Here is a 23,206-nt window from a genome sequence, read left to right on the forward strand (position 1 = left end):
CGCAGCGATTGCGCCGCGCGCCGGCCGGGTCTAAGCTCGAAAACGTGGCGTTAACGCCGAGGAGGTCTGCATGGACACTCCGACCCACGATCCGATTGCCGCCTCCGGTCGCGCCCGGGGCTTCCTTTCCGGGGCCAGGGAGATCGACGACGCACGCGTCGACATCCGCGGCACGCTGCCGTCCTGGCTGCGCGGCACCCATCTGCTGAACGGTCCGGCCCTGTGGGAACTGCCCGGGGGACGCCATGAGCACTGGTTCGACGGCTATGCGATGTGGCACGCCCTGCGCATCGCGGACGACGGTGTCCGGTATCGAAGCCGTTTCGCGCTCAGCGACGCGTACCGGCGCAGTTCGGCGGCGGGCATGCCCGTCTTCGGTGAGTTCGGCAGCCCGAATCCTGCAGGACTGCTGACCCGGCTGCGGTCGCCACAGGTCACCGACAACCCGGCCGTGGTCATGTCGCGCCATGGCGATCGCTGGCTCTCGGTCACGGAAACACCGTTCCTCACCTACTTCGACCCGGATACGCTCGAAACGCAGGAGCGGCTGGACCTCGGCCATGGCGACGAGGTCATGCACCTGATGAGCGCTCACGGTTTCACGCTGGCCGACGGCAGCTACCTCAACCTCGCCACCGCGCTGGGACGCCGCTGCGAGATGAAGCTGTTCCGCCTGCGGCCGGGAAGCGCCCGCCCGGAGGTGCTCGGGCGCATCGCCATGCCGCGCTCAGGCTACACGCATGGATTCGGGCTGGCGCCCGGGCACGCACTGATCTGGGAGACTGCGCTGCGCGCCCAGCCGCTCGCCTTCCGGTTCGGGTCGAGGTCCTACGCGGGAAATTTCCGCTGGGAACCGCGCGACGGATCCGCGATCCATGCCGTGGCGCTCGATACCGGCGGCGTGCGAACCTGGCGCATCCCGCCGATCATGGCCTTCCACTGCACCCAGGCGTGGGGCGACGGCAATGATCTCGTGCTCGAGCTGGCCGTCTACGACGATGCCGCGGTCTTCGACGACCTGCGACTGGACCGGCGTCGTGCCGGGGCACCGCTGAAGTCCTTGCCGAGGCACGTTCGCTATCGCCTGCGCGCCGACCATCGGGATGCGGACCCGGAGGCCATCGCGGGTCCCGCGATCGAATTGCAGCAAGTCCACCCGTGGCGAGTCGGCCGCAGGCGCGCCCAGGTGTGCTGGGGCGGCGGCAACGGCGAGCATGGCGAGTTCAGCGACCGGACCCATCGCATCGACCTCGACGGCGGGGGGGTGTCCAGCTGGCAGCGCCCGCAGGCCATCCAGCTCGAGCCGCTGTTCGTGCCGCGCCCCGGGGGCGAGGGCGATGATGACGGGGTGCTGCTGGTCCCCACGCTCGCCGATGCGGACGACGCCACGGTCATCGGCGTGCTCGATGCGCGGTCGATGGAGTGCCTCGCTGAGCTGCGGACGCCGCAGATCGTGCCCTTCGGCTTCCACGCGGCGTTCAGGTTCCACTGAGTGCGGGGACGGGCGAACGCGCGGCCGGTGCCGGTGAACGCGATCACGCGGACCGCGTTGTCCATCTGTGCCTGGGTGAGCGTTTCGATCAGGTTGCGCTTGATCGCGCAATGTGACTTCTTAGCCGGTGAACTCGCCTGTCCTCGTGCGGGCCTCCTCCTTGCCCGCCATGGCGCCAGCGAATGCCGGCCGGGTCTCAGGCCTTGGGCTTGGCCCTGCGTCCGGGCGCGGCCCTCGGGATGAAGCCGGAGGCGCGATACAACCAGGAGTCGGTCTGCTTGCCGGCGTCGAAACGGGAGACAGCGCAGGCGATCAGCGCGCCGGAGGCCGCGAGCCCGGCCGCGCCTTCGCGCACGACGGCCAGCGACATGCCGGTTTCCTCGGCGATCTCGGCGTCGAGGCGCTCACCGTGTTTCTTGAGGCATTTGAGGATTTCGATCACGGTATGCCCAGTCCTTGAAGAAACCCCAGTCTAACAGACTGGCGCCCGGCAGGCCCGATCCGATTTCAGGCTGGCGGGGCTGCGCCTCGGCCGAGCCCGGTGAGAAGATGCCGGATCGCCGCGCCGCTCCTTCGTCGCGCGCCGCGGGCGGTCCCCCAAACATACAGGCAGGAGACACATCGATGGCAACCCCGGAATCCGTGGCCAGCATGAGCCTCGATGGCGAAATCGCCGTCATCATGATCGATTCGCCGCCGGTAAACGCGCTCTCCCAGGCGGTGCGCACCGGCATCTACGACAACGTGCGCAAGGCCATCGACGATCCGGCGGTCAAGGCGGTCGTGCTGATGTGCGCCGGGCGCACCTTCATCGCAGGGGCCGACATCACCGAGCTCGGCAAGCCGCGCCAGGGTCCGGGTCTCACTGAAACCCAGGACGCGATGGAGAACTCGCCCAAACCGGTGATCGCTGCGATCCACGGCACGGCGCTGGGGGGCGGGCTGGAAACCGCGCTGGCCTGCCATTACCGGGTGGCGGTGCCGTCGGCCAAGTGCGGCCTGCCCGAGGTCAAGCTCGGCCTGCTGCCGGGCGCGGGGGGCACGCAGCGGCTGCCGCGCATCGTCGGCGTCGAGAAGGCGCTCGAACTGCTGACCTCGGGCGAGCACGTGCCTGCGCCCACCTGCCTCGAGTGGGGCCTGCTCGACGAGATCGTTCCCGAAGGCCAGCTGCGCGAGGGCGCCGTGGCCTTCGCCCGCAGGATCCTCGCCGAGAAGCGGCCGCTCAAGCGGGTGCGCGACATGGACGAGAAGATGATCGCCGCGCGCGGCAAGCCCGAGCTCTTCGAGAGCTTCCGCAAGGCCAATGCCCGCAAGTTCCGCGGTTTCCTGGCGCCCGAGCACAACATCCGCTGCGTCGAGGCGGCGGTGAACCTGCCCTTCGACGAGGGCATCGAGGCCGAGCGCAGGCTCTTCGGCGAGCTGATCTCGGGCACGCAGTCGGCCGCGCAGCGCTACGTCTTCTTCGCCGAGCGCGAGGTCTGGAAGATTCCCGACGTCCCCGCCGACACCCCGGTCGTGCCGGTGAAGAAGGTGGGCATCATCGGCGCGGGCACCATGGGCGGCGGCATCGCGATGAACTTCGCCAACGTCGGCATCCCGGTCACCCTGGTGGAGGCGAAGCAGGACGCGCTCGAGCGCGGGCTGTCGGTGATCCGCAAGAACTACGAGAACACCGCAAAGCGCGGCCGCCTGACGATGGAGCAGGTGGAGCAGCGGATGGGCCTGCTCACCGGTTCGATGGCGCTCGAGTCGCTGGCCGACTGCGACCTGGTGATCGAGGCGGTGTTCGAGAACATGGACGTCAAGAAGGAGGTGTTCGCCAGGCTCGACCGCATCGTCAAGCAGGGCGCGGTGCTGGCCACCAACACCTCGGCGCTCGACGTCAACGAGATCGCCACCGCGGTGGCGCGTCCCGATGCGGTGGTCGGCATGCACTATTTCTCGCCGGCAAACGTGATGCGCCTGCTCGAGGTGGTGCGCGGCGACAAGACCTCCAAGGCCGCCATCGCCACCGCGATGCAGATGGGCAAGAAGACCGGCAAGATCGCCGCGCTGTCCGGGGTCTGCCCCGGCTTCATCGGCAACCGCATCCTGGCCGCCCGCACCCGCCAGGCGCAGGCGATGCTGCTGGAAGGCGCGATGCCCTGGGACATCGACAAGGTGCTCTACGACTTCGGCCTGCCGATGGGCCCGTTCGCGATGTCCGACCTGGCCGGCCTGGACATCGGCTGGTTCAAGGAGACCTCGAAGAGTTCGACGGTGCGCGAGGTGCTGTGCGAGATGGACCGCCGCGGCCAGAAGACCGGCGCCGGCTACTACGACTACGACGAGAAGCGCAATGCGAAGCCGTCGCCGGTCACCGAGAAGATCGTCCGCGACTTCATGGCCAAGGCCGGCAACCAGCCGCGCACCATCACCGAGCAGGAGATCCTCGAGCGCTGCGTCTACGCGATGATCAACGAGGGCGCCAAGATCCTCGAAGAAAAGATCGCGATCCGCGCCTCGGACATCGACATCGTCTGGATCAACGGCTACGGCTTCCCGGTCTACCGCGGCGGACCGATGTTCTACGCGGATACCGTCGGGCTGAAGACGGTGGTCGAGAAGCTCAGGGAGTACGGGCCGAGGATGGGCGCCGACTTCACGATCTCGCCGCTGCTGGAGCGGCTGGCGGCCGAAGGCAAGCGGTTGAGCGAGGTGAAGAACGGGTGATTGGATGGGGATGGCGCGGGCGCCTCTCGGGGTCCGCGCCGCCTCACCCCCGCACCGCCTCACCCCCGCGCCGCGATCGCCGCCTGGATCTCCAGCAGCCGCTGCGCCTGCTCCAGGTGCAGCCGCTCCACCATCTTTCCGTCGAGATTGATCACGCCCTTGCCGGCGTTCTCCGGGCGCTCGAAGGCCGCGGCGATGCTGCGCGCCTTGGCCACGGCGTGCGGGGAGGGCGAGAAGATATTGTTGGCAGGCTCCACCTGCGACGGATGAATCAGCGTCTTGCCGTCGAAGGCCATCTTCACCGACTGGCGGGCCTCGGCGTCGAAGCCGTCGCGATCCGAGAAGTCGTTCCAGACCCCGTCGAGCACGCAGATCCGGTGGCGCCGGGCCACCAGCACCACGTTCATCAGCCAGGGGATCAGGTAACGGCGTTGCTCACCGGGGTCGACGCCGGTCTCCTTGGCGATGTCGTTGGTGCCCACCACCAGGCAGTCCAGGCGCGAGCGCCGCGACCTGCCGGCAGTGACGATCGCGTCCAGGTCCGCCAGGGCATCGACGGTTTCCACCATGGCCCAGGCGAGCACCGACGCGGGCAGGCCGTGCGCAGCCAGGCGGCCCGACAGCGCTTCCAGGTCCTCGGGACGCGAGACCTTTGGCAGCAGCACCGCATGCGGCTGGCAGCGGGCCACTGCGTCCAGGTCCTGCTCGAAGTCGTCGGTGTCGACCGCATTGACCCTGATGACTGTCTCACGATGCCCGAATCCGCCGGCGGCGAAGGCTTCGACGAGCTGCGCGCGGGCCTGCGGCTTCATCTCCGGCGCCACCGCGTCCTCGAGGTCGAAGATCACCGCATCCATTTCGAGGCTGCGCGACTTCTCGATCGCGCGCTGGTTGATGGCAGGGACGTACATCGCGGAGCGGCGGGGACGTGGGGCATTCATTTCTGGTCGTCCTGGAGCGTTCGATGCCTGCAAGGGTAGCGCGGACGCGGCTGCCAGCCGAGCCCGCGCGCATCTGGTAGATTCGCGCCATGCGGTCGCTGCTGCGTTCCCTGTTTGTCTGGCTGATGGCGCTGGCGTTGCCCCTGCAGGGCATCGCTGCGGTCGGCATGCAGGCGTGCGGCCCGGTGCATGAGCGCGCGGGGCAGGTGGCTGCGGCCGCCCACGACGCGGGTCATATGCATGCCCACGCCGACGCGGAGCATGTCACCGCAGGCCAGGAATCTCCTGCTGCCGGCCACCAGTGCGGCGCCTGCGCTGCCTGCTGCACCGCTGCGGCATTGCCGTCCGCCGTCGTCTTCGCTGCGGCGTCCGGGGCAGCGGCCGAGCTCATCCCGGCGGCGCCCGAACGCGTCGCCTCCTTCGTGCCTCCCGGTCTCGAGCGACCCCCCAGAGCCATCCTCGCCTGAGCGCGGCCGAGCGGCCGCTGCGCCCGCGCGCCGATCGTGCCGGGATGCGCAGCGCAGGCGCTCGACCGCCCGCCCATCGCGCCGTCCGGTCGCCGGACGGGCCCCCGATGCGTCGATGCGAGGATTCGATGAACCACAGAACCCTGAGCGCCTGCCTGGCGGCGGCCCTGCTCCTGGCAGCGCCGATTGCGCAGGCAGGGCGCGCGCGCGCCGCGGACCTTCCTGATCCGCTGGATGCGCGGGCCGCGGTGCCGCCCGTCTCCCATGAGTCCGCGTTCGCTGGCTATCGATCGGCCGGGGAGGCCGACGTGGGCTCCTGGCGCGAGGCCAACGAGGCGGTGAACCGCATCGGCGGCTGGCGCGCGTACGCCCGCGAGGCCAGCCGGCCAGCGCCCGCGGCCCCCGGCGGGGCGGGCGCGCCGGTCCAGCCCGTACCTGGCGGGTCCATCCAGCCCCCGCCAGGTACGCCCGTCCAGCCCGCGCCAGCCGAACCCGCCCATTCGATGCCGGGGCACGGCGCACACCGAGGGGCCTTGCAATGACGCGGCGCTCCCGCCCGGGTCGCCCGCCGTCGCATGTCCGCGCGCCCACCCGCAAGCCGACAAGCCAGCCTTCCCGCGCGCCGGGCCTGCGCCTGCTTGCCGCGGCCCTGGCCGCAGCCATCCTGGGCGGCTGCGTGTCCTTCAGCGCCGACGGCGGCTTCGCTCCGGTGGAGCAGGCGGCCCGGGACCGGCTTGGCATGGACCTTCACTGGGCGCGCTCCGACGCGGACCGTGAGGCGATTTCCGGGCGGGTGGCGCAGCTGCTGGCCAGCCCGCTGTCGATGGACGACGCGGTGCAGCTGGCGCTGCTGAACAACCGGCGGCTGCAGGCCGCGTTCGCCGAGTTGGGCATCGCGGAGGCCGAGCTGGTACAGGCCGGCCGGCTGCGCAACCCCGGCTTCAGCTTCGGCCGCTTCACCCGCGGCGACGAGGTGGAACTGGAGCGCGGGCTGCATTTCGACCTCGCCCGGCTGCTCGCGATGCCGCTGGTGCGGCAGGTGGAGACGAGGCGCTTCGAGCAGGCGCAGGCCGCCGCCGCGCTGCAGGTGCTGTCGCTTGCGGCCGAGACGCGGCGGGCCTGGGTGCGCGCCGTGGCGGCCGAGGAATCGGTGCGCTACGGGGCACAGGTCATGAAGTCTGCGCAGGCCAGCGCCGAGCTGGCGCGCCGGATGGCCCAGGCCGGCAACTTCAATGCCTTGCAGCGCGCGCGCGAGCAGTCCTTCTACGCCGATGCCGCGCTGGGCTTCGCTCGGGCGCAGCAGGCGCAGCGCGCCGCGCGCGAGCGGCTCACGCGCCTGCTCGGTCTCTGGGGCGCGCAGGCGTCCTTCAGCCTGCCGCCGCGCCTGCCCGACCTGCCCGCTAGCCCGAAGGAGCTGCCGGACATCGAGCGCACCGCCCTCGAGTCCCGGCTGGACGTGCTCGGCGCCCGCCTGGCCGTCGAGCAGTCCGCCCGCAACCTGGGGCTGACAAGGGCGACGCGCTTCGTCAACGTCCTCGAGCTGGGCTACGCGCAGGAGCGCTCCAACGAGGCGCCGACCCGGCGCGGCTGGGAGGTCGGCTTCGAGCTGCCCATTTTCGACTGGAGCACGGCCCGGGTGGCGCGCGCCGAAGGCGTCTACATGCGCGAGTTCAACCGCGCCGCGCAGACCGCGATCGACGCCCGCTCCGAGGTGCGCGAGGCCTACGGCGCCTACCGCTCCGCCTGGGACATCGCGCGCCATCACCGCGAGGAGATCGTGCCGCTCAGGCAGCGCATCGCCGAGGAGAACCTGCTGCGCTACAACGGCATGCTGATCGGGGTCTTCGAACTGCTCGCGGATGCCCGCGTGCAGATCGCCAGCGTCAACGCGGCGATCGACGCGCTGCGCGACTTCTGGATCGCCCAGGCGGACCTCGACATGGCGATGGTGGGCCGGCCCGGCCTGGCTGCGCCGATGGCGGTCGCCGTCCCCGCCGCTGCCGCCTCCGGCGCGGCCCCCCACTAGCGAGGAATCCGCCATGTCCAGTCGCAGAAGTTTCCTGGGCGGCGCAGGCGCGATCGCCGCCGCGGTCGGCGCCGCCTCGGTGGGCAGGTCCGCGCTGGCCGCGCTGCCCGAGCCGGTCCTCCAGACCCGGCCCGACACGATGCCGCCGCTGGTGCCGCAGAGCGGCCGTCCCTACAACCCGGTCGTCACGCTCAACGGCTGGACGCTGCCCTGGCGCATGAACGCCGGCGTCAAGGAGTTCCACCTGGTGGCCGAGCCCGTGGTGCGCGAGATGGCGCCCGGCTTCAAGGCCCACCTGTGGGGCTACAACGGCCAGAGCCCCGGCCCGACCATCGAGGTGGTCGAGGGCGACCGCGTCCGCATCTTCGTCACCAACCGGCTTGGCGAGCTCACCAGCATCCACTGGCACGGCCAGCGCCTGCCCAACGGGATGGACGGGGTCACCGGCCTGACCCAGCCGGGAATCCCGCCGGGCAAGACCTTCGTCTACGAGTTCGAGGCGCGCAGGCCGGGCACCTTCATGTACCACCCGCATGCCGACGAGATGGTGCAGATGGCGATGGGGATGATGGGCATGTGGGTGACCCATCCGAAGGGCAGGCACCCGCTGATCGACGAGGTGGACCGCGACTTCTGCATCCTTCTCAACGCCTACGACATCGACCCCGGCAGCTACACGCCGCGAATCATGACGATGCTCGACTTCAACCTGTGGAGCTGGAACAGCCGGATCTTCCCCGGCATCGATCCGCTGGTGGTGCGGCACATGGACAAGATCCGCGTGCGCGTCGGCAACCTGACGATGACCAATCACCCGATGCACCTGCACGGCCACGAGTTCCTGGTCACCGGCACCGACGGCGGGCCGACGCCGAAGTCGGCGCGCCAGCACGAGGTGACCGCGGACGTCGCGGTGGGCCAGATGCGCCAGCTCGAGTTCCTTGCCGACGAGGAGGGCGACTGGGCCTTCCACTGCCACAAGAGCCACCACACGATGAACGCGATGGGGCATGGGGTGCCGACGATGATCGGCGTGGACCACAGCGGCGTGGTGCGCGACATCGCCGCACTGGTGCCCGACTACATGGTGATGGGCGAACGCGGGATGAAGGACATGACCGAGATGGAGATGCCGCTGCCCGCGAACACCGCTCCGATGATGGCCGGCAAGGGACCGTTCGGCGCGATCGGCATGGGCGGGATGTTTTCCGTGGTGAAGGTGCGCAAGGACCAGAAGCCGCGCGACTACGCGGACCCCGGCTGGTACCGGCATCCGCCGGGCACGGTGGCCTACGAGTTCACCGGCAGCCTGCCCGAGCCGTCGCGCTCGGGTGCCCCGGGCAGCGGCGCGATGGCCCCGGCGGCGCAAGCCGACGTGGAGGTGGCGGTGCGCAAGCCGGGCAGGCATGGGGGAGCGCATCGATGAGCGAATCGAGATCGCAGCGCAGGGCGGACCCCCGCGCCCGGCTGGCCGGAGCAAGGGCCGTCCTCGGCTTGTGCGGCGCGCTGCTCGCCGCGGGCCTGTTCGCCATGTCCGCTCCCGTCCTGGCGCACGGCGAGAAGCCGCATTCCGGGACGAAATCGCGGGCCCCCGCGGAGCAGACCGCCTGGGGCATCGCGGCCGAGCCCGCGGCCGTCACCAGGACGATCCTGATCGGCATGAACGACCGGCTGCGCTTCGTGCCCGATCGCTTCGAGGTGCGAGAAGGCGAGACCGTCAGGCTGCGGGTGCGCAACTCCGGGCGGCTCATGCATGAGCTGGTGCTTGGCACCCGCAGCGAACTCGACGCGCACTCCGCGCTGATGGCGCGCTTTCCCGGCATGGAACACGACGAGCCCCACATGGCTCACGTGGCGCCCGGCAGATCGGGAGAGATCTTGTGGACCTTCAATCGCCCCGGCGACTTCGAGTTCGCCTGCCTCATCGCCGGGCACTACCAGGCCGGCATGACAGGGACCATCCGCGTCCTGCCGGCATCCCCGAGTTCCACAGAAGGAAGGAAACAAGATGAACGACGCTGACTCGCGCCCCCTGCGGCGCTCCATTCTGCTCGCGGGCGCATCCCTGATGGTGCCGTCCGCCTGGGCGCAGCAGTCCCCCGCCCAGATCGACGTCTGGAAGAGCCCGAGCTGCGGCTGCTGCAAGGACTGGATCGCGCACATGGAGGCCGCCGGCTTCCGCGTGGCCGTTCACGAGAGCGGTAACGCTGCGATGCGCGAACGCCTGGGAATTCCGCTGGAGCTCGGCTCCTGCCACACCGCCAGGGTGGCGGGCTATGCGCTGGAAGGACACGTTCCGGCCGCGGACGTGCGCAGGCTGCTGCGGGACCGTCCGCAAGCGGTCGGGCTCGCGGTGCCGGGCATGCCGATCGGCTCGCCGGGAATGGACGGCCCCGAATACGGCGGGCGCCGCGATCCCTACGACGTGCTGCTGGTCGCGAAGGGCGGTGGCACCCGTGTCTTCGCGTCACATCGCTGAACCAGGAGGAACTCCACGATGAAACGATCGATCCCGCTGATTGCCGTATCCCTGCTGCTGATCTCGATGCCCGCGGCGGCTCAGGAGCGGCAGCAGGGCCACGATGCGCATCACGCAGCGCCGGCGACACCGGCTGCCACGCAGGCCGCCGACATGACCGAGGGCGAGGTTCGCCGGGTGGACAGCGCCGCCGGCAAGCTCACGCTCAGGCATGGCGAGATCCGCAACCTCGACATGCCGCCGATGACCATGGTGTTCGCGGTCCGCGATCCGGCGGTGCTCGAGGCGCTCAAGCCCGGCGACAAGGTCCGCTTCCGGGTCGTGGAAGAGGGCGGGGCTTACGTGGTGACCGAGATCCAGCCCGCTCCCTGACCGGCCTGCAGCGGAGGTGGGCTCCTGCCCTCGGGTGCAGCGTCGCGTGAAGCCGCGCTCACTCCCACATCATCCAGGCAGGCGAGCGCTTGTGCAGTTGCTCGCGCTGCTCGGGGGTGAGCAGTTTCTCGATCCGCTCCGCCCCGTCGAGCGCCTGCTCGACGCGCTGCTTGCGCAATTCGTGCATCCGGTCGAGAGCGGCGGCGATCGCCGCGCGGTCGCGCGTTCCGCCCGAGAACGCGTCGCGCATCCGTGACATCTCGTCCCGCATCCGGCCCATCAGCTCCCGATGCCTGCGGCGGTTCTCGTCCTGGATCTTCGCGATCTCGGTGCGCTGGCTTTCGTTGAGATCCAGCGCGCCCAGCCCGCGGCCTGCGCCGGAACCTGCGACATCGCCGCCCATAATTCCCGGGCCCATGCCCATGCCCGGGCCGGAGCCACCCATCATCCCGGGGCCCATCCCGGAGCCGGGCCCGGAGCCCCCCATCATCCCGGGGCCCATTCCCTGGCCGGGCCCGTGGCCACCCATCATCCCGTGGCCAGGGCCGCAGCCATCCATCATTCCAGGCCCCATCGGGCCCGCGCCGGTGTGGGCGCAGCCGATGCCCGCGCCGAGCGCAAGCGCAGCGATGCAGGTTCGCGTCAGCATGATCTTCATGGCGACCATCCTCGATGGCGATCGAGCCTCGATCCGGGGATCCGACGACGTCGACCGCGAAGGCTGCCGAGGGTCCGTTGTCCTTCGCTCCGGGGCAGCCTTCGCCGGGGCAGGACGGTTCAATCTTGCGCAGGGGCGGGAAGCAGGCCGCGCCCGCCCGGAGCGCACGGGGCGGAACCGCGCCGGGCGCTCCGCCAGCTTGCAGTCTAGTCCCCGCGGGCGCGAAGTCCAGGAGGGATCCGCGTGGGCTTCACGCCCGCCGCGGGCGCACCTTTGCCGCGACGCGTTTGGCCTTGGCGCGCGCGGCTTCCACATCCTGGTCGAAGGCCAGCGCCACGCCCATGCGGCGCTTCGGGAAGCTCTCGGGCTTGCCGAACAGGCGCAGCTCGGTGCCCGGTTCGGCGAGGGCTTCGGCCACGCCGTCGAAGACGATGCCCTGCGCGTCGATGCCGCCGTAGACCACCGCGCTCGCGCCGGGGCTGCGCAGCGCGGTGCTGACCGGCAGGCCCAGGATGGCCCGCGCGTGCAGCTCGAACTCGCTCTGCCACTGCGTGACCATCGTCACCAGGCCGGTGTCGTGCGGGCGCGGACTCACTTCGCTGAACCAGACCTCGTCGCCGCGCACGAAGAGCTCGACGCCGAACACGCCCTGGCCGCCGAGGTCGTCGGTGATCCGGCGCGCGATCTCCTGTGCGCGGCCCAGCGCGGCGGCAGGCATCGCGTGCGGCTGCCAGCTCTCGACGTAGTCGCCGCCTACCTGGATGTGGCCGATCGGTGCGCAGAACTGCGTGCGCACCTCGCCGCCGTCCAGGGCGCGCACCGTAAGCAGGGTGATCTCGTAGTCGAAGTCGATGAAGCCCTCGACGATGACCCGGCCGTGGCTGACCCTGCCCCCGGCCATTGCGTAGTCCCAGGCCCGCGCCACGTCGTGCGGGCCGTCGACCTTGCTCTGGCCCTTGCCGGAGCTGCTCATCACCGGTTTGACGATGCAGGGATAGCCGATTCCGCCGTCGATCGCGGCCTGCAGCTCTTCGAGGGAGTCGCAGAAGCGGTAGGGGCTGGTCGGCAGACCCAGCGTCTCCGCGGCCAGTCGGCGGATGCCCTCGCGGTCCATGGTCAGCCGGGCCGCGCGGGCGGTGGGAACCACCCGCACCTTGCCCTCGGCTTCGAGCTCCTGCAGCACCGGCGTGGCGATCGCCTCGATCTCCGGGACCACCAGCGTCGGCTTCTCGGTTTCGATCAGCGCGCGCAGTGCCGCGGGGTCGCTCATCGCGATGGTGCGCGCATGGTGGGCCACCTGCTGTCCCGGCGCGCCGTCGTAGCGGTCGACGGCGATGGTCTCGACGCCCAGCCGCTGCAGCGCGATCAAGACTTCCTTGCCCAGTTCGCCGCTGCCCAGCAGCATCACCCGGGTGGCCTGGGGGGTGTTGGGCGTGCCGATGGAAGGAATGCCGAACGGTTCGATCGGGTTGGACATGGCGGTGGGCGGGCTGGGGCGGTGGAGGGGCGCCGGGGGGCGGGCAGTCGCCGGATTATCGGCGATGCAGGGCGGTCGTGGCGAGGGCGCCCGCCAGCGGTCACGGCGCGCCGCGCGGCGGCGTTCATGCCACCAGCCCGCTCTCCCTTCGCGTCGCCTGCCGCACGCCCTGTTCCAGCAGGCCCGGCCGCTCCGCCACCAGGCTGAAGGCGCTGCGGGCGCGGGTGATGCCGGTGTAGACCAGCTCGCGGCTGAGCACGTTGCCGCTGTGCGCCGCCAGCACCAGCACCGTGTGTTCGAACTCCGAGCCCTGGCTCTTGTGCACCGTCATCGCGAAGGCCGTCTCCACGTGCGCCAGCCGGCTCACCGCCACCGAGCGCAGCCGGTCGCCGTCGAGGAAGTACACCCGCAGACGCCCGCCCGCGTCGCCGGCGGGCAGCGCGATGCCGATGTCGCCGTTGAATACCCCGAGCGCAGGATCGTTGCGGGTGACCATCACCGGGCGCCCGGGGTACCAGGCGCCGCGCGGCGCCAGCAGCCTGCCGCTGCCGTCGCTGCGCGCAGTCTGCTCCAGCGCGCGCTCGATCGCCCGGTTCAGGCCCTGCACGCCCCAGTCGCCATCGCGCACCGCGCACAGGATGCGCAAGCGGTCGAAGGCCTTGAGCACCCCGGTTGCCCATCCGGCATGGCCGTCCGCATCGTCGCGCCCCGGGCCCCGGGCGAGCAGTTCCAGGTAATCGCGGTAGCCGGCGCTGGTGCCCGGGCGCCCATCGACGGCAAGCTCGATCACGGTCGCCAGCCGGCCGTCCTGCGCCCCGAACAGCGCACCGGTCCGGTCCGTGGCGATCAGGCGGCCGGGTTCGGCGGGGTCGGTGCCGTCGTTGACCGCGCGTGCCAGCGCGCCGATCGGGCCGCCAAACCGCCGGCTCTCGCGCAGCATCACGGTCTGCTGGGCCAGCGCTGGCGCCGGCTCCTGCTCCGACAGGTATCGCTCCGGCAGGCGCATGCCGGTGGTCTCGAGCAGGTAGCGCACGGTCTCGCTGCCGTAGCGGCCTGCCGCCGCGTCGCGACACAGGTCTCCCAGCACCGCGCCGGCCTCCACCGAGGCCAGCTGGTCCTTGTCGCCGAGCAGGATCAGCCGGGCGTCGGCCGGCAGCGCCTCGAGCAGGGCGGCCATCATTTCCAGGTGGACCATCGAGGCTTCGTCGACGATCACCACGTCCACGTCCAGCGCCTTGCCCGCGTGATACTGGAAGCGGCGCGTGTCGGGGCGGGCGCCCAGCAGCGCGTGCAGGGTGCGAGCCGCGCCGATGCGCCGCGTGAGCAGCTGGAGGTCGAGCGCCGGGCCCAGGCCCTGCTGCAGCTCCTGCAGCGAGCTGTCGATCGACTGCGTCAGGCGCGCGGCCGCCTTGCCCGTTGGCGCGGCCAGCGCGATGCGCAGCCGGTCCGGGGCCTCGCTCATCGCGAACAGCAGCGCCAGCAGCCGGGCGGCGGTGTAGGTCTTGCCGGTGCCGGGGCCGCCGGTGATGATCGACAGCCGTCCGCGCAGCGCTACGGCGCAGGCGAGCTTCTGCCAGTCCAGCGTCAGGGTGTCGGTGGGAGCGGGGAAAAGCCGATCCAGCCAGCCCCGCGCACGCGCTTCGTCGACCTGCGCAGGGCTGGCGCTGCGCTCGACGACCGCCATGCTTACCGTCCGTTCCTGGCGCCAGTAGCGGCGCAGGTAGAGGCGCGGCGCCGCGTCCTCCCCGTCCACGACCAGCGGCTGACCGAGGTCCGCGCCGGCGCCGACCCGCCACACCGTGGGGCTGCGCTGCAGCTCGGCCAGCCAGGCTGCGGGCGTCGCGGGAAGACTGCGCCACAGCGCATCGACTGCCGCGTGCGTCTCGGCCGGCCAGGCGAGCACCGATTGCGGGTCGGCCGGCAGCGGCGCGAGCGGCAGGCAGCTGTGGCCCCGTCCCTCGACCTGGGCCAGCAGTGCCGCCGAGACCAGCAGCGCCGGCGACGCCTCGGGGTCGAGGGTGGCGATGAAGACGGCGAAGGCGCTGTCCAGGTGGCGCAGCAGGCCCGCATCGCTCCAGGCGCGCAGCCGCTCGAGCAGCTCTCCGGTGCCGGGGCAGATCGCCGCGGGGGCGCCCGGACGGACTGGATTGGCGGCTAGGTTCATGCCTGCGCCTCCTCGGCAGCGAGCGCCCGGTCGAGGGTGTCGAGCAGTCCCAGCACGCGGGCGTCGGCGGCAATCGCGTACTCGCCGCGCTCCGGGCCGTCGATGCCGCGCAGGAACAGGTACAGCGCGCCGCCCAGCTGCCGCGCGGGATCGTAGGACGGGCCCAGCCGCGCGCGCAGCAGCCGGTGCAGTGCCAGCAGGTAGATGGCGGCCTGCACGTCGTAGCGGTGATGCGCCATTGCGGCCTCCAGCGCGGCTCGGTCGTAGTCGGCGCCGTGCTCGCCGAGCCGGTTCGACTTGTAGTCGAGCACCCAGTAGCGTCCCTGGTGCTCGAAGACCAGGTCGGCGAAGCCCATCAGCATCCCGTGCAGCACCCGCTGCGGCAGCTCGGGGCGCGCCCGTCCGCCGAGCAGTGCCTGCCGGCAGCCCGCGTCCACTGCCGAGGCGCGCAGCTGCTCCGACGGCAGCCAGAACTCCAGCTCGGCCTGCTGCACCCGCAGCTCCTGCAGAGGGACGCCCAGGCTCGGTAGCGGCGTGGCCAGGATGGCCCTCATCCAGTCGACGAGCTCGTCGGCCCGCTGGCCGTGCCCCGCGCGCTCGCAGCGCCGGCGCAGGCCGGCGGCCAGCGCCTCGTCGCCGGCCAGCGCGAAGCCCTCGGCGGCCAGCCATTCGAGCAGGCCATGCAGGAAGTCCCCCGCCAGCGGGCCGCCGGGGAAACGATGCCAGGGCGGGAGGTTCGCGGCCGGCGAGGCGCCGGGCATCGGCAGGGCGTCGCTGCCGGCCTGCTCGTCCGCCGCGGGGCGCCGGCCCTGGGTGGGCGAGAGCGGCGGCGCGGGCAGGTCGCGCACCAGCGACGAGAAGCTGCCCAGCGACCAGCTCCGCTCGAAGCGGGCGTCGTAGGGCGGGCGGTCCTGCAGCGGCGGCGGCGCTTCGCGCGCCCGCAGCGCGGTGCGGGGCAGGTCCTGGCCGGCGGCTCGCAGCACGATCCGGCGGGGCGCGCCTGCGCGCGACTCCGCTCCGACGGAGGCTCCTTCGGCGGCTACGTCCGTGGCTCCGTCGGCGGCGCCTGCGGCAGTCACGGCGCCGTCCGGTCCGGCAGCCCGCACGGCAAGCGCCTCCAGCGGCGCCAGCCAGTCCGACGGCCCGCGGGCCTGGGGGCCGCCGAGCAGGTAGCCCGCGGCGCTCAGATGCGTCAGGCAATCGTTGCCGTTGCCGACCTTGATCGCGGCGAAGCCCATCCACAGCGCATGCCGCGCGCGGGTCAGCGCCACGTAGAAGAGCCGCAGGTCCTCGCGCAGCCGCTCCCGGTCGGCGCGCTGGAGCTCCGCGTCGCTGTACTGCAGCTTCACTTCGCGATGGCCCGAGTCGTCCGGCAGGTTCAGATGGCTGGTGTTCTTGCGCTCCACCCGACGGAAGCTGCATGGAAAGGGCAGGCACACCACTGGGTATTCGAGGCCCTTGCTCTTGTGCACCGTCACCACCTTCACGAGATCGGCGTCGCTCTCCAGTCGCAGCACCTGCTCGTCGGTCGTGCCTTCGCCTCCCTCGATCTGCATCCCCAGCCAGCGGATCGCGGCCTGCTCTCCTTCGAGCTGGCCGCTGGCGTTCTGCAGCAGCTCGGCGAGGTGAAGGAAGTTGGTCAGCCTGCGCTCGCCGTCCGGTTCCGCCAGCCAGCGCGCCGGCAGGTCCAGCAGATGCAGGGTCTGGCGCAGCATGGTCAGCACGCCCTGGTCGCGCCAGACGCCGTGCAGTTCGCGCACCTGCTCGCTGCGTGCGTCGAAGGCCTCGTCGTCGCCGGCCAGCCGGATCAGCTCCTCGATCGGCAGGCCCACGGTGCGCGTCGCCAGCGCGGCGCGCACCAGCCGGGCATCCAGCGGCGAGGCCACCGCGCGCAGCCAGTGCACCAGGTCGCGCGCCTCGTCGCTCGCGAACACCGAGTCCTTGTCCGACAGGTAGACCGAGGCGACGCCGCGCTGGCGCAGCTCGCGCCGCACCGCGGAGGCCTCGATGCCGGTGCGCACCAGCACCGCGATGTCGGCGGGCCGAAGCCGCTGGAAGCCGGCCTGCGGATGGTCGAAGCCGGCGGCCTCGTCGTTGAGCCAGCCGACGATGCGCTCGGCGCAGCGCGCGGCGAACAGCCGCCGGCTGTCCGTTGCGCTGAGCAACTGAAGGTCGTACTCGACCGTCAGCGCCGGCACCGGGCCCTGCGTCGAGCGCAAGCGCTCCTCGCGTCCCCTGGCCGACGCGGGCTCGAAGGGCAGGGGGTCGTCGTCAGTGCTGCGGAACATGAAGGCGCCGTCGCCGTCGCGCGCCTCGGCCTGCGTGAACCAGTCATTGACCGCGGCCACCAGCGGCCCGGTCGAACGGTAGTTGGTGCCGAGCGCGTAGTGCCGGCCGACAGTGGCTCGCCGCGCCTGCAGGTAGCTGAGGATGTCGGCGCCGCGAAAGCCGTAGATCGACTGCTTCGGGTCGCCGATCAGCAGCAGCGCGGAGTCCGGATCGTTGGCGCCGGCGCGGTACAGCGCGTCGAAAATCCGGTACTGCAGCGGCGAGGTGTCCTGGAATTCGTCGATCAGGGCAACCGGGTACTGGGCCAGGATGCGCTCGCGCAGGCGCTGCCTCTGCGGGCCGGCGAGCGCGTCGTCGAGCCGGTGCAGCATGTCGGCGAAGCCGAAGCGGCGGGCGCGGCGCTTGAGCTCGGCCATGCGGCGGGCCACGTGGCCGGCGGCGTGCAGCCGCAGCGCAACCCTGGGGTCGGGCAGCGCGTCACAGGCCTCGAGCAGCGCCTCCAGGGCCGCGAAGTCCTCCGGCAGGTGGATCGGTGGGGCATCGGCCTTGCGGGCCTCGAGCATTCCGGCCGGGATCAGCCGGCGGCGCGCAGGCTCGGTGAGCTGGAGCGGCGCCGCCTTCGGATCGCGCGCCCAGACGGCCACCAACGCGAGCCAGTTCGGATACCAGTTCGACTTGAGCAGGGACTTCTCCCAGCCGCAGGGCTTCTCGGCGAGCTGAGCGTCAATCCATTCTTTCATCCGCTGCGCGCGTTCGACCCATCCTTCGCTCATCTGCTCGAGCGTCGCGTCGTGCCCGCCCTGCACGCGGTCGATGCAGCCGCCCAGGGTCTCGTTGTCGTCCGTGGCGGGCAGCGGCTTGCCGACCAGCGCCCGCATGTCCTTTGCCAGCGCCTGCACGTCGGGCCAGACGCCCAGCGCGACCCTCAGCTGCCAGGCGGACAACGGGTAGCACTGCTGGCGCCAGTAGTCCTGCGTCGCCTCGGCGAACAGCGCGTCCTCGTCCGCGTCCAGCTCCTCGTCGAAGGCGTTGCCGCTGTCGAAGGCATGCTCGCGCAGCATGCGCTGGCACCAGGCGTCGATGGTGAAGACCGCGGCGTCGTCCATCGCCTCGGCGGCCATCGACAGGCGCCAGGCCGCCTGGGTTCGATCGGCGGGGTCCGGATGGTCGGCCAGCAGACGGGACAGCAGCGTGTCGCCCGGCTGGGGCGTGGCGTCGCCCCGGAAGCATTGGCCCGCCTCGATCAGGCGGGCGCGAATCCGGTCCGACAGCTCCTTGGTGGCCGCCCGGGTGAAGGTCATCACCAGGATCTCGGCGGGCAGCAGCGCGCGCCCGAAGCGCGCCCCCTCAGGCCCGTGGCCGAGCACCAGGCGCAGGTAGAGCGCGGCAATGGTCCAGGTCTTGCCGGTGCCGGCGCTTGCCTCGATCAGGCGGCTGCCGTGCAGCGGGAAGGTGGCGGCATCCAGGAGATGGCTCATGCTGCGGACCCTTGCGTGGCGCCGGCCGGCCCCGCGTGGGGGCGCACCGTGACGTGTTGTGCTGCCCAGAGGGCGAGCGGAGCGTAGAGCTCGCCGGCCAGCGTCTCGAAGCGGCCGTCGGCGCTCAACGACTCGAAGTCCGGGTAGCAGCGGGCCAGGCAGGATTCCGTGCCCTCGCCCGGAATCGCGTTCTCGGCCTCCCGGCCATCGTAGGTCGGCACCGGGTCCTTGCCGGTCACGAAATCGAGGGCGGTCCTGATCGCCACCGGCAGCGGCGCCGCCATGCCCTCGCGCCAGGAATCGATCAGCATGGCGAGCGTCGCGCGCGCGGACTCCACCTCCAGGGGCCGGATTTCGAGGACGCAGTCGCGCGCCACCAGCAGGCCTCCGGTCGGCGCTCCCGAGGCGGCGGCGAGCAGGCCGAGCACCCAGGGCCTGACGAGCTTGTCGGCGCGGACCGCGGGCTTCTTCGCATCCTTCCGGGGCTTGTCGCCGTTCTGGCCCTGCTTGTCCTTGCCATCGAGCAGGCGGCCCGGTGAAAGCTCCAGCCAGCGCGGCGCGTCGGCCTCGTCGGGACCGGCGACCAGGCGGTCCAGCCAGTCCTCCATCGGACTGGCCGGGTGCTCTAAACGCAGCGCCTGGCGCGGCACCTCGCGCGGGTGGTCGGCCAGTGCCTGGCGCCAACTGCTCAGCATCGGCAGCAGCAGCGCGGCGAAGTGGGCGCGGGAGTGCGCCGCCATCCCGCCGATCGGCAGGCGCCCGGCGCGCTCCAGGCTGCGCAGCTGGAGGTCGATCGCCCGCAACAGGTCGTCTTTAGCCGGCGGCGCGCCGGCGCCGCCAGCGCCGCCAGCGTCACCGGCGTCACCGGCGGAGTGACCGGCGTCTCGGACGGAATGCCCTGCTTCCCGGACGGATTCGCCGGATGTGCTTTCGGAGAGGGCCGCGACCACCGCCTCGGTCAGCTCGTCGACCAGTCCGTACTCCTCGAGCTTGTCGAAGCCGAAGGCCTCGGTGTCCGGCACCGCTTCCAGCGTCTCGTCGAAGTGCACGCCCAGCCGGTCCCTGAAGAAGGCCTTGACGGGATTGCGCAGGAAGGCGGCGAGCCTGGCGACCGTCAATGGCACAGCGGCGCCCGGCTCGAAGGGTGCCGGCACGCGGGCGGCTCCTGTGTCCGGGACGGTCGCGCTCGCCGCGGCCCCTGCCTCCCGGACCGCTGCGCCCGTGGCGGCCGCCGCGTCGGGCGCGTGCGCGGCCCGCCACTCCCGCGCATGCGTGAACAGCGGCGCGCCCCGTTCGAAGTAGCGCCGGCTGAAGGGCTGCAGCGGATGCTCGGTGGTGCGCTCGTCGACCGTCTGCTGCGACCAGCCGGCGGCCAGGTAGTCGCGCAGTTGCGAGACCAGCACCGACGGCGGCTGCTCGCCGTTGTCGCGCACGCTGCGGCCGGACCAGCTCAGGTACAGCAGCCGTCGCGCGGAGAGCAGGGCCTCGAGCATCAGCTGCCGGTCGTCGTCGCGCCGGGCGCGGTCGCCGGGCCGCTGCTGTCCGGGCTGGGCCATCAGGTCGAAGTCGCTGCGCGTGCCGCGCCGCGGATAGTCGCCATCGTTCATGCCGAGCAGGCAGACCACCTCGAAGGGAATGGCGCGCATCGGCATCAGCGTGCAGAAGGTGACGCCGCCGGCGCGAAAGCGCTTGCCCAGCGACGGCGCCTCGAGCACGCTCAGCCAGGCGTCGCCGACCACGTCCAACGGCAATGCGTCCTCGAAGCCCGCATCGTCGCAGGCGTCGATCCAGGCGCCCAGCGCGTCGTCCAGCGCGGCCAGCGTGTCGCGGTCCCCGTCGTCGCGCGGCCGCACCAGGTCCACGAGCAGGGCGCGCAGGCGCTGCGCCCAGTCCGCCGGGGCCGCCTGCGTGCGGCTCTCCTGCTCCCAGCGGATCAGTCGCTCGAGCAGCCGGGCGAGCGCACCCGCGAGCTCCGCGTCCAGCCCGCCCACCTCGTCGTAGGGCTCGATGTCCGCGAAGGGCGTCTCGGCCGGCGCTTGGTCGGCGCGGCCCGCTGCGTAGCCCATCAGCATCCGGTGCAGGCCGAACAGCGCGGTGTTCTGCCCGCCGCACGCCTCCAGCGAAAGGCCGGCGCGGTGCGCCTCGTCCAGCCCCCAGCGGATTCCCGCGCCAGTCATCCATCGCGCCAGCACCGGCAGTCCGTCGGCGTCGATGCCGAAGCGCGCCGCGATCGCCGGCACGTCGATCAGCGCGCACAGATCCGAGAGTCGGCAGCGCTCGTAGGGCAGGCGCATCAGCCACTGCACCGCGGTCATCAGCGGACTGCTGGCGCGCGCCGACAGGTCGGCGACGTCGAAGGGGATGTGCCGCGGATCGTGCCGACCGTACTGGCCGAACACCGCGCGGATCGCGGGCGCGAACGCATCGATCGACGGCACCATCACCACGATGTCGCGCGGGCGCAGCGGCCTGCCGCCGGGCGGATCGGCGAGCAGCTGCAGCAGCTGGTCGTGGAGGATCTCCAGTTCGCGCACCGGACCGTGGGCGACGTGGAATACGATGGAGCGGTCAGTCGCGGGCGGCGTCTCTCGCGTGTGTTCGCCCAGCGGCACCAGGTCGCGGATGCGGTTCTGCACCTGGGTCAGCAGCGGCGCGCCCTCGTCCTCGTCCTCGTCGAAGAGGTCGACGCGCGGCAGCGAGAAGCGCGCCTTCGCCTGCTCCGCATCGTCGAAGGCATCGAGCTGGCGGACGAAGTCGCGCGCCTGCCGGCCCCAGGCGGCCAGCAGCGGATGAGCGTGCAGGTGCATCTGCTCCAGGCCCAGGACCTGCAGGTCGCGTCCCTCGCGCAGCGGCAGGCGCCGGCGCGCGCTGCGCAGCCACTCGCGGCCGTCCATGATGTCGGCCCAGTGGAAGCGGCAGGGGTTGGGGATGGCGAGCAGCACCTGGCTGTGGCGAGACAGCGCCGCCAGCAGCTGCAGCGTGGGCAGCGGCACGTGAGTCAGCCCGAACAGCACCACGCGCCTGGGCAGCGCGTCGCTGCGCGCCCCGGCCGGTGCGCCGTGGCCCCGTGCGCCGTGAACCAGTGCGCCGTCGCCCGGTGCGCGAGCGGTCAGCGCTTCGAGCGCGCGTTCGTGCACCCGGGGGCGCGTCAGCGCGCGCTGCCCGGGGGCCAGCTCGCCGATCACCCGCCGCCACAGCCGCGCCTGCCAGCGCTGGTCCTCGGGCAGCGGCGTGGCGGCCCCGCCGGCATCCAGCAGCAGCTCGCCCCCGTCGGCCCAGGTGCCCAGCCAGTCGGGCCGATGCACCTGGTACTGGTCGAACAGGTCGGCGATGCGCAGCGCGAGCTGGAAGCGCCGGCCCGGCGAGTCGTCCGCAAGATAGCCGGCGATCGGCTCGAAGCCCGGCTCCAGCGACAGCGCAGGGAGCAGCCGCATCAGCCGCCAGGCCAGCGCCGTCTCGTCGAGCGGCGAGCCCGGGGGCACTTCCGCGCGGCCCAGCACCTGACGGTAGGTCTGCCACAGGAAGCGGGCCGGCAGCTGCACGCTCACCGACGCGCAGATGCCGGCCTGCTGGGCAAGCGCCATCTTGACCCACTCGGCCATGCCGTTGCTCTGCACCAGCACCACCTCAGGTTCCAGCGGCCCGAGCGGATGCTGCTGCAGCCAGGCCGCCACCGCGTCGAGCAGCACCTCGGTGCGGTTGCCGTGGAGGGCGATGAAACCGGGGGTCAGGGGAGCGGGCATTCCGGGGCGGGTGGGGCGTGTGGCAGGGAAGCGGGCGATTCGCGCGAGGGGGCAGCGCTCGTCGTCTCAACGAGGCGAGCGTCGCGACTCCGGGAGTCTAAACAATCGGGCACCGCGACAACACGGGAGCAGGGAGCGCCCGCGTTCGTGGCTCAGGCAATCCTGTGCAGGGGGCGGGTCACCTACGTTCTTCGGCCGCGCGAGCGGGCCAACTACGCGTGTTGAAGAGCTAGGACCTTCGGCTGAATCGACAGATGAGAGGTCCGGGAACAGCAAGGGTTTGCGGCCATTCCCGCAGTTCTGGGGCGTCGAGCACGAAATATGCAGAAGTTTGTATACTCCCTCCATGGATCGGCTCGCTCAGTAGAATTCATTGGCGACTCACTCAGTGCCTTGCGGGCATTTCCAGATGCGGCGAAGCACGAAGCCGGACACCAGATCCACCGGGTGCAGACCGGCCGCCCGTCGGCGGACTGGAAGCCGATGTCCTCCATCGGCGTCGGCGTTCGGGAGATCCGTATTCGCGATGACTGCAAGCAAGGACCTCGAACTCGCAAGATCGAGGTTTCGGAAGCTCGTATTGGAGGCTGGCTGATGAAATCCAAGCGCTTCGCCAATGTCTGTCATGCGATCGAAGACGATCCAGAATTGGCCGACAATCTCAGGCTCAGATCGGAGCTGATGATGGCGCTGCGAGATCGGATCGAAGCCGCAGGCCTGACCCAGGTCGAAGCCGCGGCGCAGCTCGGCGTGACGCAGCCGCGAATCTCGGACCTTCTGCGAGGGAAGATCGACGTATTCAGCCTGGATGCGCTGGTGAGGCTTGCACACGCGGCGGGGCTGCGGGTGACGATGGAAGTGCAGCCGGCGGCTTAGGCGCTCCAATGGAATCACTGGCCGCGTAGGGC

The 23,206-nt window shown here is 71.5% G+C and carries 17 protein-coding genes and 1 pseudogene; 11 read left to right on the forward strand and 7 right to left on the reverse strand.

Annotated features, from left to right (window positions below; all coding sequences use genetic code 11):
- The first annotated feature begins 70 nt into the window (after positions 1-70).
- A complete protein-coding gene (locus HNQ70_RS06080; RefSeq protein WP_183965271.1) occupies positions 71-1,492 on the forward strand; it encodes a carotenoid oxygenase family protein in 1,422 nt (473 codons plus the stop codon).
- A gap of 196 nt (positions 1,493-1,688) precedes the next feature.
- Here the strand turns inward: HNQ70_RS06080 and HNQ70_RS06085 are convergent, their stop codons facing one another.
- Positions 1,689-1,934 carry an ArsR family transcriptional regulator gene (locus tag HNQ70_RS06085; protein ID WP_183965273.1) on the reverse strand — a complete coding sequence of 82 codons (246 nt, stop codon included), beginning with the start codon at positions 1,932-1,934 and terminating at the stop codon, positions 1,689-1,691.
- A 182-nt stretch (positions 1,935-2,116) separates the two neighbouring features.
- Between HNQ70_RS06085 and HNQ70_RS06090 the strand changes: the two genes are divergently transcribed.
- A complete protein-coding gene (locus tag HNQ70_RS06090) occupies positions 2,117-4,204 on the forward strand; it encodes a 3-hydroxyacyl-CoA dehydrogenase NAD-binding domain-containing protein (RefSeq protein WP_183965275.1) in 2,088 nt (695 codons plus the stop codon).
- Positions 4,205-4,263: 59 nt separating this feature from the next.
- Here HNQ70_RS06090 and HNQ70_RS06095 read toward each other — a convergent pair whose 3' ends face one another.
- Positions 4,264-5,145 carry an HpcH/HpaI aldolase/citrate lyase family protein gene (locus tag HNQ70_RS06095; protein ID WP_183965277.1) on the reverse strand — a complete coding sequence of 294 codons (882 nt, stop codon included), beginning with the start codon at positions 5,143-5,145 and terminating at the stop codon, positions 4,264-4,266.
- Between the two features lie 89 nt (positions 5,146-5,234).
- On the opposite strand from HNQ70_RS06095, the gene HNQ70_RS06100 reads away from it, so the two are divergent.
- The 7 genes from HNQ70_RS06100 to HNQ70_RS06130 all read left to right on the forward strand — a co-directional run bounded on the left by HNQ70_RS06100 (position 5,235) and on the right by HNQ70_RS06130 (position 10,489).
- Positions 5,235-5,612: a hypothetical protein gene (locus HNQ70_RS06100; RefSeq protein WP_183965279.1), complete on the forward strand. Its 378-nt coding sequence runs from the start codon at positions 5,235-5,237 to the stop codon at positions 5,610-5,612.
- Between the two features lie 128 nt (positions 5,613-5,740).
- Positions 5,741-6,154 carry a hypothetical protein gene (locus HNQ70_RS06105; protein ID WP_183965281.1) on the forward strand — a complete coding sequence of 138 codons (414 nt, stop codon included), beginning with the start codon at positions 5,741-5,743 and terminating at the stop codon, positions 6,152-6,154.
- On the forward strand, positions 6,151-7,638 hold the full coding sequence (locus HNQ70_RS06110) for a TolC family protein (protein ID WP_183965283.1): 1,488 nt from the start codon (positions 6,151-6,153) through the stop codon (positions 7,636-7,638). Before HNQ70_RS06105 ends, HNQ70_RS06110 begins: the two co-directional genes overlap by 4 nt.
- Before the next feature lie 13 nt (positions 7,639-7,651).
- On the forward strand, positions 7,652-9,064 hold the full coding sequence (locus HNQ70_RS06115; RefSeq protein ID WP_183965285.1) for a multicopper oxidase family protein: 1,413 nt from the start codon (positions 7,652-7,654) through the stop codon (positions 9,062-9,064).
- Between the two features lie 104 nt (positions 9,065-9,168).
- Entirely contained in the window at positions 9,169-9,660 is a 492-nt protein-coding gene (locus tag HNQ70_RS06120) for a cupredoxin domain-containing protein (protein WP_183965530.1), read from the forward strand.
- Positions 9,647-10,117: a DUF411 domain-containing protein gene (locus HNQ70_RS06125; RefSeq protein ID WP_183965287.1), complete on the forward strand. Its 471-nt coding sequence runs from the start codon at positions 9,647-9,649 to the stop codon at positions 10,115-10,117. Before HNQ70_RS06120 ends, HNQ70_RS06125 begins: the two co-directional genes overlap by 14 nt.
- An 18-nt stretch (positions 10,118-10,135) precedes the next feature.
- Complete coding sequence (locus HNQ70_RS06130) at positions 10,136-10,489, forward strand: copper-binding protein (RefSeq protein ID WP_183965289.1); 354 nt, start codon at positions 10,136-10,138, stop codon at positions 10,487-10,489.
- 58 nt (positions 10,490-10,547) lie between these two features.
- Here the strand turns inward: HNQ70_RS06130 and HNQ70_RS06135 are convergent, their stop codons facing one another.
- The 5 genes from HNQ70_RS06135 to recC all read right to left on the reverse strand — a co-directional run bounded on the left by HNQ70_RS06135 (position 10,548) and on the right by recC (position 22,298).
- Positions 10,548-11,147: a Spy/CpxP family protein refolding chaperone gene (locus tag HNQ70_RS06135; RefSeq protein ID WP_183965291.1), complete on the reverse strand. Its 600-nt coding sequence runs from the start codon at positions 11,145-11,147 to the stop codon at positions 10,548-10,550.
- 250 nt (positions 11,148-11,397) lie between these two features.
- Entirely contained in the window at positions 11,398-12,597 is a 1,200-nt protein-coding gene (gene purT, locus HNQ70_RS06140) for a formate-dependent phosphoribosylglycinamide formyltransferase (RefSeq protein WP_183965532.1), read from the reverse strand.
- 151 nt (positions 12,598-12,748) lie between these two features.
- Positions 12,749-14,788: an exodeoxyribonuclease V subunit alpha gene (gene recD, locus HNQ70_RS06145; RefSeq protein WP_183965293.1), complete on the reverse strand. Its 2,040-nt coding sequence runs from the start codon at positions 14,786-14,788 to the stop codon at positions 12,749-12,751.
- A complete protein-coding gene (gene recB / locus HNQ70_RS06150) occupies positions 14,785-18,555 on the reverse strand; it encodes an exodeoxyribonuclease V subunit beta (protein ID WP_183965295.1) in 3,771 nt (1,256 codons plus the stop codon). The genes recD and recB overlap by 4 nt, the downstream gene beginning before the upstream one ends.
- Complete coding sequence (gene recC, locus HNQ70_RS06155) at positions 18,552-22,298, reverse strand: exodeoxyribonuclease V subunit gamma (RefSeq protein ID WP_183965297.1); 3,747 nt, start codon at positions 22,296-22,298, stop codon at positions 18,552-18,554. The genes recB and recC overlap by 4 nt, the downstream gene beginning before the upstream one ends.
- A 321-nt stretch (positions 22,299-22,619) precedes the next feature.
- Here recC and HNQ70_RS20510 point away from each other — a divergent pair.
- Together HNQ70_RS20510 and HNQ70_RS19900 are read left to right on the forward strand one after the other, a co-directional pair.
- A pseudogene (locus HNQ70_RS20510) lies at positions 22,620-22,817 on the forward strand (type II toxin-antitoxin system RelE/ParE family toxin); the annotation flags it as partial.
- A 75-nt stretch (positions 22,818-22,892) separates the two neighbouring features.
- Positions 22,893-23,174 carry a helix-turn-helix domain-containing protein gene (locus HNQ70_RS19900; RefSeq protein WP_221302692.1) on the forward strand — a complete coding sequence of 94 codons (282 nt, stop codon included), beginning with the start codon at positions 22,893-22,895 and terminating at the stop codon, positions 23,172-23,174.
- Positions 23,175-23,206 lie beyond the last annotated feature (32 nt).

The organism is Quisquiliibacterium transsilvanicum, from assembly GCF_014202215.1.
In the GTDB taxonomy this organism is placed as follows: Bacteria; Pseudomonadota; Gammaproteobacteria; order Burkholderiales; family Burkholderiaceae_E; genus Quisquiliibacterium; species Quisquiliibacterium transsilvanicum.

Coding starts and splice junctions, on each gene's coding strand:
- HNQ70_RS06090 (WP_183965275.1), top strand. CDS start 2,117: ATGGCAACCCCGGAATCCGTGGCCAGCATGAGCCTCGATGGCGAAATC.
- recC (WP_183965297.1), bottom strand. CDS start 22,298: ATGCCCGCTCCCCTGACCCCCGGTTTCATCGCCCTCCACGGCAACCGC.
- HNQ70_RS06125 (WP_183965287.1), top strand. CDS start 9,647: ATGAACGACGCTGACTCGCGCCCCCTGCGGCGCTCCATTCTGCTCGCG.
- HNQ70_RS06095 (WP_183965277.1), bottom strand. CDS start 5,145: ATGAATGCCCCACGTCCCCGCCGCTCCGCGATGTACGTCCCTGCCATC.
- HNQ70_RS06130 (WP_183965289.1), top strand. CDS start 10,136: ATGAAACGATCGATCCCGCTGATTGCCGTATCCCTGCTGCTGATCTCG.
- HNQ70_RS19900 (WP_221302692.1), top strand. CDS start 22,893: ATGAAATCCAAGCGCTTCGCCAATGTCTGTCATGCGATCGAAGACGAT.
- HNQ70_RS06100 (WP_183965279.1), top strand. CDS start 5,235: ATGCGGTCGCTGCTGCGTTCCCTGTTTGTCTGGCTGATGGCGCTGGCG.
- HNQ70_RS06115 (WP_183965285.1), top strand. CDS start 7,652: ATGTCCAGTCGCAGAAGTTTCCTGGGCGGCGCAGGCGCGATCGCCGCC.
- HNQ70_RS06105 (WP_183965281.1), top strand. CDS start 5,741: ATGAACCACAGAACCCTGAGCGCCTGCCTGGCGGCGGCCCTGCTCCTG.
- HNQ70_RS06110 (WP_183965283.1), top strand. CDS start 6,151: ATGACGCGGCGCTCCCGCCCGGGTCGCCCGCCGTCGCATGTCCGCGCG.
- HNQ70_RS06120 (WP_183965530.1), top strand. CDS start 9,169: ATGTCCGCTCCCGTCCTGGCGCACGGCGAGAAGCCGCATTCCGGGACG.
- HNQ70_RS06080 (WP_183965271.1), top strand. CDS start 71: ATGGACACTCCGACCCACGATCCGATTGCCGCCTCCGGTCGCGCCCGG.
- recB (WP_183965295.1), bottom strand. CDS start 18,555: ATGAGCCATCTCCTGGATGCCGCCACCTTCCCGCTGCACGGCAGCCGC.
- recD (WP_183965293.1), bottom strand. CDS start 14,788: ATGAACCTAGCCGCCAATCCAGTCCGTCCGGGCGCCCCCGCGGCGATC.
- HNQ70_RS06135 (WP_183965291.1), bottom strand. CDS start 11,147: ATGAAGATCATGCTGACGCGAACCTGCATCGCTGCGCTTGCGCTCGGC.